This window comes from Burkholderia metallica (assembly GCF_902832845.1).
GTDB lineage: Bacteria > Pseudomonadota > Gammaproteobacteria > Burkholderiales > Burkholderiaceae > Burkholderia > Burkholderia metallica.
On sequence record NZ_CADFDB010000003.1, the window covers coordinates 350,214 to 362,620 of the forward strand.

The 12,407-nt window shown below is 66.9% G+C and carries 11 protein-coding genes; 3 read left to right on the top strand and 8 right to left on the bottom strand.

All coding sequences use genetic code 11. From position 1 onward, the window contains the following. Positions 1-41: 41 nt before the first annotated feature. The 5 genes from HWX08_RS11750 to grpE form a co-directional block, all read right to left on the bottom strand. Positions 42-1,979: a chorismate-binding protein gene (locus HWX08_RS11750; protein ID WP_174919681.1), complete on the bottom strand. Its 1,938-nt coding sequence runs from the start codon at positions 1,977-1,979 to the stop codon at positions 42-44. Between the two features lie 4 nt (positions 1,980-1,983). Beyond that, positions 1,984-3,120, bottom strand: coding sequence for a molecular chaperone DnaJ (gene dnaJ / locus HWX08_RS11755; protein WP_174919682.1), 1,137 nt, complete (start codon positions 3,118-3,120; stop codon positions 1,984-1,986). A gap of 255 nt (positions 3,121-3,375) precedes the next feature. After that, positions 3,376-5,328, bottom strand: a complete 1,953-nt coding sequence (gene dnaK / locus HWX08_RS11760; protein WP_069255840.1) for a molecular chaperone DnaK — start codon at positions 5,326-5,328, stop codon at positions 3,376-3,378. A gap of 147 nt (positions 5,329-5,475) precedes the next feature. After that, positions 5,476-5,928 (bottom strand): thioredoxin family protein, encoded by a 453-nt coding sequence (locus tag HWX08_RS11765; RefSeq protein ID WP_174919683.1) that lies wholly within the window; start codon positions 5,926-5,928, stop codon positions 5,476-5,478. Between the two features lie 10 nt (positions 5,929-5,938). Beyond that, entirely contained in the window at positions 5,939-6,484 is a 546-nt protein-coding gene (gene grpE, locus HWX08_RS11770; protein ID WP_174919685.1) for a nucleotide exchange factor GrpE, read from the bottom strand. A 353-nt stretch (positions 6,485-6,837) separates the two neighbouring features. On the opposite strand from grpE, the gene HWX08_RS11775 reads away from it, so the two are divergent. Beyond that, complete coding sequence (locus HWX08_RS11775; protein WP_006476841.1) at positions 6,838-6,999, top strand: hypothetical protein; 162 nt, start codon at positions 6,838-6,840, stop codon at positions 6,997-6,999. Here the strand turns inward: HWX08_RS11775 and HWX08_RS11780 are convergent. The 3 genes from HWX08_RS11780 to hrcA all read right to left on the bottom strand — a co-directional run bounded on the left by HWX08_RS11780 (position 6,971) and on the right by hrcA (position 9,679). Next, positions 6,971-7,378, bottom strand: coding sequence for an RNA-binding S4 domain-containing protein (locus HWX08_RS11780; protein ID WP_174919687.1), 408 nt, complete (start codon positions 7,376-7,378; stop codon positions 6,971-6,973). The genes HWX08_RS11775 and HWX08_RS11780 overlap by 29 nt on opposite strands. A 66-nt stretch (positions 7,379-7,444) precedes the next feature. After that, complete coding sequence (gene hemH / locus HWX08_RS11785) at positions 7,445-8,509, bottom strand: ferrochelatase (protein ID WP_174919689.1); 1,065 nt, start codon at positions 8,507-8,509, stop codon at positions 7,445-7,447. 147 nt (positions 8,510-8,656) lie between these two features. Continuing rightward, the gene (hrcA, locus tag HWX08_RS11790; protein ID WP_069255835.1) at positions 8,657-9,679 is read right to left on the bottom strand and encodes a heat-inducible transcriptional repressor HrcA; all 1,023 of its coding nucleotides are present in this window, start codon (positions 9,677-9,679) and stop codon (positions 8,657-8,659) included. A gap of 131 nt (positions 9,680-9,810) precedes the next feature. Here hrcA and HWX08_RS11795 point away from each other — a divergent pair, with 131 nt between their 5' ends. Together HWX08_RS11795 and recN are read left to right on the top strand one after the other, a co-directional pair. Further along, complete coding sequence (locus HWX08_RS11795) at positions 9,811-10,713, top strand: NAD kinase (protein ID WP_069255834.1); 903 nt, start codon at positions 9,811-9,813, stop codon at positions 10,711-10,713. Between the two features lie 19 nt (positions 10,714-10,732). Beyond that, positions 10,733-12,382, top strand: coding sequence for a DNA repair protein RecN (gene recN, locus HWX08_RS11800; protein ID WP_069255833.1), 1,650 nt, complete (start codon positions 10,733-10,735; stop codon positions 12,380-12,382). Positions 12,383-12,407 lie beyond the last annotated feature (25 nt).

Below are 12,407 nucleotides of genomic sequence, written 5' to 3' on the forward strand. Positions count from 1 at the left end.
CGTGCAAAGCTGGCGATGTACGCCGCAGAAGTAATCCGCGTTCAGGCCGGTGCGCAGCCATGAATCAGCCGCGCTTCCATCGGCCCGCGCAACGCATTGCAGATCATCAGTTCCTCCGCGTTCAGCACTTCATCGAGCGTCAACGCACGCTCTTCTGCGCCCAGTGCTGGATCCTCGAGCAGCACGCCGCGCATCACGCCCGGCAGCACGCCACTCGCCAGCGGCGGCGTCACCCACTGGCCGTCGAGCTTCACGAACACATTCGAGCGGCCGCCCTCCGTCACCTCGCCACGCTCGTTGACGAACAGCATGTCGAAGCCGCCGAGCGCTTCCGCCGCCTGCCATGCACGGTCGTATTCGGCGCGACGCGTCGTTTTGTGCAGCAGCAGCGCGTCGTCGGTGCGGGTCGGCGCGAAGCCGTGCGCGGCCGCAAGCATCACGCCGACCGGCCCCGCGGGCAGCGGCTTCAGCGCCGCGGCCGTGATGTCGAGCATGCCGTCTTTCGCGAGCGCGAGCTTCATCCGGTACGGGCCGTCGCCGTCGAGCGCCGCGCAGCGCGCATCGACCTCGCGACGCAATGCGTCGGCGTCGAGGCGGAAGCCGAACGCGTCCGCGCTGCCCTGCAGCCGCGCGAGATGGCGCTCGAAATACCGGATGCCGTCTGTACGCGTGGCCGCCGTGGTTTCGAACAACTGGAAGCCGGGATCAGCGTCGGTCAGGAATCGTGCTTTCAATTCACACTCCGCATATTCGTCGGCGGCAACGCTGTCGAGCACGATGCCCGCGCCGACGCCCATCGTGCCGCGGCGCCGGCCGGCCCGGCGAGTCGCCGCCTCGCGCGCGTCGACCGTTGCGACAGCATCGATACCGACCGCTTCGAGCGTCAGCGTCCGGATCGCGACCGACAGGCAGAAATCGCCGCAGCCGGCCACACCGTCGGGCGCCGCATCGCCTGTCGACTGGTCTTCCTTCGGCGCATCGAGCCAGCCGATCGCGCCCGTGTAGAGCCCGCGCGGCGTCGACTCGATCGTGTCGATCAGCTGCATCGTCTTGTACTTCGGCGCGCCGGTGATCGACCCGCAAGGGAACAGCGCGCGCAGCATCTGCGCGAACGTCGTCCCGTCGCGCCAGCCGGCCTCGACCGTCGACGTCATCTGCCACACCGACGCATACGGCTCGACCGAGAACAGCGCCGGCACCTTGACCGTGCCCGTGCGCGCGATCCGCGACACATCGTTGCGCAGCAGGTCGACGATCATCACGTTTTCCGCGCGGTTCTTCGGATCGCTCGCGAGGAACGCGGCGGCGGCCGCATCGTCGCGCGGATCGGCCGAACGCGGCGCGGTGCCCTTCATCGGCCGCGCGCGCAGCACGTCGCCGTGCTTCTCGACGAACAGCTCGGGCGAGCACGACACGACCCAGGTACCGTCGGGCAACGCGATCAGCGCGCCGTAGCGCACCGGCTGGCGCGCGCGCAGCCGCCGGTACAGCGCGAGCGGCGTGCCGAACACGTCGAAATTCAGCCGGTACGTGTAGTTGACCTGATACGAATCGCCGGCGCGCAGCGCATCGTGCACGGCGGCGATCGCCGCGTCGAACGCATCGCGCGACACGCTCTTCGCGACATGCGCGACACCCGCGATCGACGGCGTGCCGCCGCCGTCCTGCTGCGCGAGCCACGCGTCGACTTCGTCGCGCGACAGGCGCTCGCAGCGCGCATACAGCAAAAAGCGCAGCGGGGCGTGGCCCGGCTGCGCCCGTTGCAGGTTGCGTCCGAATTCGTAATCGCCGACGACGACCGCATGCAGCCCGTCGCGCAGATCCTGCGCCACCGCCGCATCGATCGCGTCGAGTTGCGCCGGATCCGTGCACACGCGTTCGTGCACGAAGCCGGAATACAAACGACTCGACCGCGCGAGCGCGGTCGAGTCGCAATCGTCCAAGAGCGCGAACGACGCGCTCTCGTTGCCTTCAGTCATGCTGTTACTCGAAGAAGCTCTTCACCCGGTCGAACCAGCTCTTGCTCTGCGGGCTGTGACGCGCGCCGCCCTCCGCCAGCGACTTCTCGAACTGCTTGAGCAGGTCGCGCTGCTGGTCGGTGAGTTTCACCGGCGTTTCGACCTGCACGTGTACGTACAGATCGCCTGCGATGCTCGAACGCAGCCCCTTGATGCCCTTGCCGCGCAGACGGAACGTCTTGCCCGACTGCGTGCCTTCCGGCACCGGGAACGACGCACGGCCGGCCAGCGTCGGCACCTCGATCTCGCCGCCGAGTGCGGCGGTCGTGAACGGGATCGGCATCTGGCAGTGGAGATCGTCGCCGTCGCGCTCGAACACCGAGTGCGGCTTGATGTGGATCTCGACGTACAGGTCGCCCGGCGGCCCGCCGTTGATGCCCGGCTCGCCGTTGCCGGCCGAGCGGATGCGCATCCCGTCGTCGATGCCGGCCGGGATCTTCACTTCGAGCGTCTTGGTTTCCTTCACCTTGCCCGACCCGTGGCAATGCACGCACGGCTCGGGGATGTAGGTGCCCGTGCCGTGGCACTTCGGGCAGGTCTGCTGGATGCTGAAGAAGCCCTGCGACATGCGCACCGTGCCCTGGCCGTGACAGGTCGGGCAGGTTTCCGGCTTCGTGCCCGGCTTCGCGCCCGATCCGTGACAGACTTCGCACGATACCCAGCTCGGCACGCGGATCTGCGTGTCGTAGCCGTGCGCGGCCTGCTCGAGCGTGATTTCCATGCTGTAGCGCAGGTCGGCGCCGCGATACACCTGCGGGCCGCCGCGGCCGCCGCGCGCGGCACCGCCCGCGGCCTGGCCGAAGATGTCGCCGAAGATGTCGCCGAATGCATCCGCGAAGCCGCCGAAGCCCTGTGCGCCCGCACCGCCCATGTTCGGATCGACGCCCGTATGCCCGTACTGGTCGTACGCAGCCCGCTTCTGGCCATCCGACAGCATTTCATAGGCTTCCTTCGCCTCCTTGAAATGCTCTTCCGCATCCTTGCTGTCCGGATTGCGGTCAGGGTGATACTTCATCGCAAGCTTGCGATATGCCTTCTTGATTTCGTCGTCGCTCGCATTCTTCGCGACGCCCAGAACCTCGTAGTAATCCCGTTTCGCCATATCGATTCACTGTGCCGCCACGCATCGCGCACGCGGCGGCTCCTTTCGCCTGCAGTAAAGTCTCTCGACTCGTCTGGCGCTGCGCCGTCCGCGGACGGCTCGCGCAGCACCCGCCAAAAAACAAATGTGCCCGGAGGGCCGCAAAGCCCGCCAGGCGTGGAGTCGATCCGGCCATCCGGAAGGAAAGACAGACCGCTTGTCAGCCGCGCCGCGCGCGTTTTGCGCGCGCGGCGTACGGTGCCATTGCAACCCGGCTTAGTCCTTCTTCACTTCCTTGAACTCGGCGTCGACGACGTCGTCGGCAGCCTGTTGCGCACCGCCCGCATGGGCCGCGCCTTCCGCTGCACCGGCCGCGCCGGCCGCACCCGCCTGCTGAGCCTGCATGTCGGCGTACATCTTCTCGCCGAGCTTCTGCGACACCTTGCCGAGCTCCTCGACCTTCGCGTCGATCGCAGCCTTGTCGGACGACGTGTCCTTCAGCGCGTCCTCGAGCGACTTCAGCGCCGCTTCGATCGCTTCCTTCTCGCCCGCGTCCAGCTTGTCGCCGTACTCGGTCAGCGCCTTCTTTGTGCTGTGGACCAGCGCGTCGCCCTGGTTGCGCGAATCGGCCAGCTCGCGCAGCTTGTGGTCTTCCGCTGCGTTCGCTTCCGCGTCCTTGATCATCTGGTCGATTTCAGCCTCGGACAGACCCGAGTTCGCCTTGATCGTGATCTTGTTTTCCTTGCCGGTCGCCTTGTCCTTCGCGCCGACGTGCAGGATGCCGTTCGCGTCGATGTCGAAGGTCACTTCGATCTGCGGCACGCCGCGCGGTGCCGGCGGGATGCCTTCGAGGTTGAACTCGCCGAGCAGCTTGTTGCCCGCTGCCATTTCGCGTTCGCCCTGGAACACCTTGATCGTCACGGCGCCCTGGTTGTCGTCGGCCGTCGAGTACACCTGAGCGTGCTTCGTCGGGATCGTCGTGTTCTTGTTGATCATCTTCGTCATCACGCCGCCGAGCGTCTCGATACCGAGCGACAGCGGGGTCACGTCGAGCAGCAGCACGTCCTTGCGGTCGCCCGACAGCACCTGGCCCTGGATCGCCGCGCCGACTGCGACGGCTTCGTCCGGGTTCACGTCACGGCGCGGATCCTTGCCGAAGAACTCCTTCACCTTCTCCATGACCTTCGGCATGCGGGTCTGGCCGCCGACCAGGATCACGTCGTCGATGTCCGACACCTTGACGCCTGCGTCCTTGATCGCGATACGGCACGGTTCGATCGTGCGCTCGACGAGGTCTTCCACCAGCGCTTCCAGCTTCGCGCGGGTGATCTTCAGGTTCAAGTGCTTCGGGCCCGACGCGTCCGCCGTGATGTACGGCAGGTTGATTTCGGTCTGCTGGCCCGACGACAGCTCGATCTTCGCCTTTTCAGCGGCTTCCTTCAGGCGCTGCAGCGCGAGCACGTCCTTCGACAGGTCGACGCCCTGCTCCTTCTTGAACTCGCCGATGATGTAATCGATGATGCGCTGGTCGAAGTCTTCGCCGCCAAGGAACGTGTCGCCGTTGGTCGACAGCACTTCGAACTGCATTTCGCCGTCGACGTCCGCGATCTCGATGATCGACACGTCGAACGTACCGCCGCCGAGGTCATACACGGCGATCTTGCGGTCGCCCTTCTCGGCCTTGTCGAGGCCGAACGCGAGCGCGGCCGCGGTCGGCTCGTTGATGATCCGCTTGACTTCGAGGCCCGCGATGCGGCCGGCGTCCTTGGTCGCCTGGCGCTGGCTGTCGTTGAAGTACGCCGGCACCGTGATCACGGCTTCCGTGACCGGCTCGCCGAGGTAGTCTTCGGCCGTCTTCTTCATCTTGCGCAGCACTTCGGCCGACACCTGCGGCGGCGCGAGCTTTTCGCCGTGCGCTTCGACCCATGCATCGCCGTTGTCGGCCTTGATGATGCTGTACGGCATCAGGCCGATGTCCTTCTGGACTTCCTTCTCTTCGAAGCGGCGGCCGATCAGGCGCTTCACCGCGAACAGCGTGTTCTTCGGGTTCGTCACCGACTGACGCTTGGCCGGCGCGCCGACGAGCACTTCGTTGTCGTCCATGTACGCGATGATCGACGGCGTGGTGCGGGCGCCTTCCGAGTTCTCGATGACCTTGACCTGGTTGCCTTCCATGATGGCGACGCACGAGTTCGTGGTGCCGAGGTCAATACCGATGATCTTTCCCATTTTTTCCTAATCTCCAGAAATGCTTGTTTGCTGCGCAAAAACCCGCGTTTTGGGGCGGCTTTGCGCGCCAGAATTCAACTCTGTTCCCGAAATGCGTCCGGCCGGTCCGTTTTCAAGACCCGACGAGCGATGCGGATATTAAATTTTTCAATCGCTGCCGGCTAGCGGATCGCCGCCCGGCGGATCGCCGCCCGACGCGACGATTTTCGCGCGTGCCGCCGATACGGCTGCCTGGAACTGCGCGAGGCCATGCCAGCCCGTCGCGCGACCGAGCCGCTTGCCGCGATGGAAGAAGAACCACGCCGGCACACCGTGCAGCCCGAAGCGGCGCCCCAGCTGATGGTTTTCGTACACGTTGCAATGGAACCACTTCAGGCCCAGTGCGCGGATCGCATCGGGCTGCGCGAGCATCGCCTTCTTCGCGACCTCGCAGTTGAAGCAGTCGACGCCCCAGAAGAACACCACCGCGAGCGCATCGCCGGCGCCGTCGATCGCCGCGTCGAACGTGCCGGCGTCCAGCGCCTGCATGTCGAACGCGCCCCAGAAGGTGACTTCCTTCGGAGCATCGAACGCGGCCGGATCGACGCCGGCGGGCAGCATCGCGACGGCCTTACTTCGGCTGGGCGACGGTGACGAGCGCCGGGCGCAGCACGCGGTCGGCGATCATGTAGCCCTTTTGCAGCACCGTGACGACGGTGTTCGGCTCCTGCTCGGCCGGCACCATCGAAATCGCCTGGTGCTGGTGCGGATCGAACTTCTCGCCGACCGGGTTCAGCGCGACGACGCGGCCCTTCTCGAGCGCGCTCGTGAGCTGGCGCAGCGTCAGCTCGACGCCTTCGCGCACCTTCGCGATGTCGCCGGACGTATCGTTGACGGCCGCTTCCAGACTGTCCAGCACGGGCAGCAGATGCTCCGCGAAGCTCTCGATCGCGAACTTGTGCGCCTTCGAGACGTCGTCCTGCGCACGGCGGCGGACGTTCTCGGTCTCGGCCTTCGCCCGCAGGAAGCTTTCCTGCAGCTCGGCGACCTTGGCCTGAGCCTCCGCGAGCGCCGCGTCGGCTGCGTCGGCGGCGGGGGCAGCGCCTTGCGCCGCCTGCTTCTCGCTGCCGATATCTTCGGCCGATTGGGTAGCCGGATTCTCTTGCGTGTTTTCCATGTCGCTGAAAGTCGATTAGAGGTTGAAGCCAAATCGGCAACCGCCGAGCCGTATACCCGGCGGCACCGCACATTGCTGGTGCAAATAAGGGTGAAAACGACGATTTCAAGGGGGTTATTCGTCGGCATTCGCCATTGCCGCGAAACAACCGCGCGCGGCACCGGTGCATTGCCCGCATAGTCCGCCGCAGGGGCGAAACAGGCGGTAACAACGCTTACCTGGCAAGTACTAGCTTGGCACAGGCCCGCTGCACTACACTCCATCCAGACGCCGGAAAAGCGTGTTTACCCCTAGCTGACCGTCGCCTGACATCCACCTGGCGCCGTTTTCACCCTTCTTTCGAGGGGAGTACCGTGAAACTGACCTTTGCGATATCGGTGGTCGCGCTGGTACTCATTGCCGGCACCACCACCATCTGCCTGTCTGGAGCCGTTACCGACCGCACGACCGAATACGGGAGCGCGCGGGCGACGTTCGACCAGATGTTCAGCTCCCACCAGAAAATCTGTCGATGATGCGCCGGTCGCGCTTCGTAGGCCGGCCGTGCAATTCGGCCGCCGGCTCGCGATACGTGCGGCGGCGCTCCAGTTCGGCGAGCCGCGCGGCCCGCCCCGCTTCCGTTTCCTCGTAAAGCGTCTGCGCGACGCTCGCCGGCCCGCGCACGTCGCACACGCCAAGCACGGCAATGTGCCAGACGATGCCGTCGATCGCAATCTCGACCTCGTCGCCCACCCGCACGTCCTTGGCCGGCTTGACCGCCGCGCCGCCGATCTTCACGTGCCCCTTGTCGACCGCCTCGGTCGCGAGCGAACGCGTCTTGAAGAACCGGGCCGCCCACAGCCATTTGTCGATGCGCAGCTTCGCGCACGGATCGGTCGAAATCTTGTAGTTCATGTCAGTCTCCGCCGGGCCGCCTCAAGAGGGCTGACCGCCCGAAGAGCGCGCAAGGATCGTTTCATCTCAACTCACCGTTTCGGGCTGCACGGCCTTGACCGGCCAGCCCTGCAGATTCTCGGCGACGATCTCGCCGAGCGCGCCGATCCAGGCGGGCGCGCCGTTCAGGCACGGAATGCGGTGGAACGCCTTGCCGCCGCCGGCGAGGAACTCGTCGCGCACTTCCATGCCGATCTCCTCGATCGTCTCCAGGCAGTCGGCCGTGAAACCGGGACAGAACACGTCGGCCCGCCGCACACCGGCCTCGCCGAACTCGCGCAGCGTGGGCGCGGTATAGGGCTGCAGCCATTCGGCCTTGCCGAAGCGCGACTGAAACGTCACGCGGCATTCGGTCGTCGACAGCCCGAGCGCGGCCATCAGCAGCGCGCCCGTCTGCTGGCACTGGTCGTGGTAGGGGTCGCCGAGGTCGAGCGTGCGCTTCGGCACGCCGTGAAAGCTCAGCACGAGCTTGTCGCCGGCCGCGAAGTCGGGCCGGCCATGCTGCGCCCAGTACTGGCGCACCTGCTCGGCCAGCGCGTGGATATAGGCCGGATGGTCGGCGTAGTGCCGCACCGTGCGCACCTCCGGCTGGTTGCGCATGCGCGCGAGCGCGTTGAATGCAGCGTCGAATGCGGTGGCCGTGGTCGACGCCGAGTATTGCGGATACATCGGCATCAGCAGCACGCGCTCGACGCCCGCGCGCTTGAACTGCGCGAGTGCGTGCGAAATGTTCGGGCTGCCGTAGCGCATCGCGTAGTCGACCGTCACGTGATAGCCGTTCGACGTGAGCAGGTGGCGCACGCTGTCGGTCTGGCGCTCGGTGTACACGCGCAGCGGCGAGCCCTCGGGCATCCAGACGGCCGCGTATTTCTTCGCGGACGCACGGCCGCGCAGCGGCAGGATCAACGTGCGCAGCAGCACCTGCCAGACGGCCTGCGGAATCTCGACGACGCGCGGATCCGACAGGAATTCAGCCAGATAGCGGCGCACCGCGCGCGGCGTCGGAGCGTCGGGCGTGCCGAGATTGATCAGCAGCACACCGATGCGATGGGCGGCCGCGGTGCTCGAAGGCGGCTCAAGATCGAAACGCATGGGCAAGAACGTGCTCGAGGCACGGGACCGGACGGCCCTCAATTATAGCGGGCCGCCTCGCGGTGGTCGGCTGGCCGTTCGGCCGACTGTCGGGATGCACGCCGCCGCGGCACGATGGCGGTGCGGGATCGGGCTGGCGGCGGCAGGCTACTGCTGGCTCAGCGTGAGCGACAGCAGGCGCGCGGTGATGTCGACGATCGGTATCACGCGGTTGTACGCCATGCGGGTCGGGCCGATCACGCCGAGCGTGCCGACGATCTGCCCGTTCACCTCGTAAGGCGCGGTCACGACACTCATTTCCTCGATCGGCACGAGCGTCGATTCACCGCCGATGAAAATCTGCACGCCCTGGGCGTGGCTCGACACGTCGAGCAGTTGCAGGAAGCCCGTCTTTTGGTCGAATACGTCGAACAGCTTGCGCAGCCGCGCCATGTCGGAAGAGAGATCCGCCACCTCGAGCAGGTTGCGTTCGCCGGAAATCAGCACGGTGTCCTCGGTGTCGGGCACCTCGGTGCTAGCCGTCACGGCCGCGTGCATCAGCGCGGTCATGTCGCCGCGCAACTGGTCGATCTCGTCGCGCAGGCGGCGGCGCACCTCGTCGAACGACAGTCCGGCGAAATGCGCGTTGATGTAATTGGACGCTTCGGTCAGTTGCGACGGCGAGTAGTCGCGCGGCGTCGCGAGCATCCGGTTCTGCACGTCGCCCTCGGGCGTGACGATGATCAGCAGGATGCGCTTGTCCGACAACCGCATGAACTCGATCTGCTTGAACACGTGGCTGCGGCGCGGCGTCAGTACGACGCCCGCGAACTGCGACAGGTTCGACAGCACGCTCGCGGCAGCCGCCACGACGCGCTGCTGCGGCTCGCCGGCCTGCAGCGTGTTCTGCACCTGCCGCGCGACGGCCTCGGCGTCGATCGGCGCCTCGACCGTCAGCATCGTGTCGACGAACAGCCGGTAGCCGCGCGGCGTCGGCACGCGGCCGGCCGACGTGTGCGGGCTCGATACGAGGCCGAGCTCCTCCAGGTCGGACATCACGTTGCGGATCGTCGCCGGGCTCAGCTCGAGCCCGGAGTAACGGGACAACGTGCGCGATCCGACTGGCTGACCGTCGGCGATATACCGTTCGATCAGGGTTTTCAGGAGGGTTCGTGCGCGAGGATCTAGCATGGTGGAAAATTCTAGCGCAACCGCGCGGGCGCGGCGAGTGGCGTCGGCAACCATTGCGCGGGCCGGCCCGATCCGGCCCCGCCCGCGCACAGCCGGTTCTTTTCGTCAACGAGCTATGGTGTAATGCCGGCATGAAAACCGGTAATCAGTTCAACACTGTCGCGCTCGTCGGCCGGAGCAACACGCCCAACATCGCCGAGCCGCTCGCCACGCTGGCCGCCTGCATCGCCAAACGGGGCTTCGAGGTCGTCTTCGAAGCCGAGACCGCGCGCGAGATCGGCATCGACGGCTACCCGGCGCTGACCCCGGCCGAAATCGGGGCGCGCGCCGACGTGGCGGTCGTGCTGGGCGGCGACGGCACGATGCTCGGCATCGGCCGCCAGCTCGCGCCGTACAAGACACCGCTGATCGGGATCAACCACGGGCGGCTCGGCTTCATCACCGATATCGCGGCGGCCGACATGCAGGCGCTCGTGCCGGTGATCCTGTCGGGCAAGTTCGAGCGCGAGGAGCGCTCGCTGCTCGAGGCCCGGATCATGCGCGACGGCGAACCGATCTACCATGCGCTCGCGTTCAACGACGTCGTCGTGAACCGCAGCGGCTTCTCCGGCATGGTCGAGCTGCGCGCGTCGGTCGACGGCCGGTACATGTACAACCAGCGTTCGGACGGCCTGATCGTCGCCACGCCCACCGGTTCGACCGCGTATGCGCTGTCGTCCGCCGGCCCGATCCTCCATCCGCAGCTGCAGGGCGTCGTGCTCGTGCCGATCGCGCCGCACGCGCTGTCGAACCGGCCGATCGTGCTGCCCGACGATTCGAAAATCGCGATCCAGATCGTCGGCGGGCGCGACGTCAACGTGAACTTCGACATGCAGTCGTTCACCGCGCTCGAACTGAACGACACGATCGAGGTGCGCCGCTCGAAGCACACGGTGCCGTTCCTGCACCCGATCGGCTACAGCTACTATGCAACGCTGCGCAAGAAGCTGCACTGGAACGAACACGCCTCGAACGAAGACGACAAGGCGTCCTGACGCCGCTCCGCCCGACATCATGCTCCGCCACCTCTCGATCCGCGACTTCGTCATCGTCGCCGCGCTCGATCTCGAATTCGACAGCGGCTTTTCCGTCTTTTCCGGCGAGACCGGCGCCGGAAAATCGATCCTGATCGACGCCCTCGCCCTCGCGCTCGGCGAACGTGCCGACGCGAGCGTCGTGCGCACCGGCTGCAGCCGCGCCGACATCACCGCCGAATTCACGCCGCACGACCGCGTCGCGCGCTGGCTCGACGAGCATGCGTTCGACGCCGAGGACACCGTGATGCTGCGCCGCGTGATCGACGCGAACGGCCGGTCGCGCGCGTTCATCAACGGCACCAGCGCGACGCTCGCGCAACTGCGCGAACTCGGCGAAATGCTCGTCGACATCCACGGCCAGCATGCGCACCAGCTGCTGATGCGGCCCGACGCGCAGCGCGAGCTGTTCGACACGCACGCGGGGCTCGTCGCCGACGCGGCGAACGTCGCACGCGCATGGCGCGTGTGGCGCGACGCGACGCAGGCGATCGACGCCGCGAAGGCGCACGAGCGCGAACTGCAGCTCGAACGCGAAAAGCTCGCATGGCAGCTCGCCGAGCTCGACAAGCTCGCGCCGCAGGCCGGCGAATGGGACGAAGTCAGCAACGAGCACAAGCGCCTGTCGCATTCGGCGAACCTGATCGAAGGCGTGCGCGGTGCGCTCAACGCGCTCTCCGAGTCCGACGACGCGATGCTCGCGCAGCTCGGCACGATCGTGTCGAAGCTGCGCAGCCTCGCCGACTACGACGCGGCGCTCGGCGACGCGCTCGCGTCGCTCGAACCGGCCGAAATCCAGTTGCAGGAAGCCGTCTATTCGCTGTCGCACTATGTGCAGCGCATCGATCTCGATCCTGAACGGCTCGCGCAGGTCGAAACGCGGCTCGACGCGCTGCACTCGACCGCCCGCAAGTTCCGGCTGCCGCCCGACACGCTGCACGAAGAACACGCGGCACGCCGCGCGCAGCTCGCCGCGCTCGACGCGGCCGCCGATCTCGGCGCGCTCGAGGCGGTGCAGGCCAAGGCGCGGGAAGCCTACCTCGCCGACGCCAGACATCTGTCCAAGGCACGCACGCAAGCCGCCAAGGCGCTCGGCACGGCCGTCACGGCCGGCATGCAGGAGCTGTCGATGGCGGGCGGCAGTTTCGAAGTCGCGCTCGTGCCGCTCGCCGACGGCGGCCCACACGGGCTCGAGCAGGTCGAGTTCCGCGTGGCCGGGCACCCCGGCGTCCCGCTGCGGCCGCTCGCGAAGGTCGCATCGGGCGGCGAACTCGCGCGGATCAGCCTCGCGCTCGCGGTGATCGCGAGCGCGGCCAGCCCGACGCCGACGCTGATCTTCGACGAAGTCGATACGGGAATCGGCGGCGGCGTCGCCGAAGTGGTCGGCCGCCTGCTGCACCAGCTCGGGCGCGATCGCCAGGTGCTGTGCGTGACGCACCTGCCGCAAGTCGCTGCACGCGGCGACCACCACTTCCAGGTCGCGAAAGGCGCCGACGATCGCGGCGGCACGGTGTCGACGGTCGTCGCGCTCGACCGGGCCAACCGGATCGAGGAAGTCGCGCGAATGCTCGGCGGGCTCGAAATCACGGCCACGACGCGCAAGCACGCGAAGGAAATGCTCGCGGCCTGACGCCGGCCATCCGTTGATCCGTTGA

Excerpts from the sequence above, each read along its gene's own strand:
- HWX08_RS11750 (WP_174919681.1), bottom strand. The coding sequence starts at position 1,979 with ATGACTGAAGGCAACGAGAGCGCGTCGTTCGCGCTCTTGGACGATTGC.
- dnaJ (WP_174919682.1), bottom strand. The coding sequence starts at position 3,120 with ATGGCGAAACGGGATTACTACGAGGTTCTGGGCGTCGCGAAGAATGCG.
- dnaK (WP_069255840.1), bottom strand. The coding sequence starts at position 5,328 with ATGGGAAAGATCATCGGTATTGACCTCGGCACCACGAACTCGTGCGTC.
- HWX08_RS11765 (WP_174919683.1), bottom strand. The coding sequence starts at position 5,928 with ATGCTGCCCGCCGGCGTCGATCCGGCCGCGTTCGATGCTCCGAAGGAA.
- grpE (WP_174919685.1), bottom strand. The coding sequence starts at position 6,484 with ATGGAAAACACGCAAGAGAATCCGGCTACCCAATCGGCCGAAGATATC.
- HWX08_RS11780 (WP_174919687.1), bottom strand. The coding sequence starts at position 7,378 with ATGAACTACAAGATTTCGACCGATCCGTGCGCGAAGCTGCGCATCGAC.
- hemH (WP_174919689.1), bottom strand. The coding sequence starts at position 8,509 with ATGCGTTTCGATCTTGAGCCGCCTTCGAGCACCGCGGCCGCCCATCGC.
- hrcA (WP_069255835.1), bottom strand. The coding sequence starts at position 9,679 with ATGCTAGATCCTCGCGCACGAACCCTCCTGAAAACCCTGATCGAACGG.
- HWX08_RS11795 (WP_069255834.1), top strand. The coding sequence starts at position 9,811 with ATGAAAACCGGTAATCAGTTCAACACTGTCGCGCTCGTCGGCCGGAGC.
- recN (WP_069255833.1), top strand. The coding sequence starts at position 10,733 with ATGCTCCGCCACCTCTCGATCCGCGACTTCGTCATCGTCGCCGCGCTC.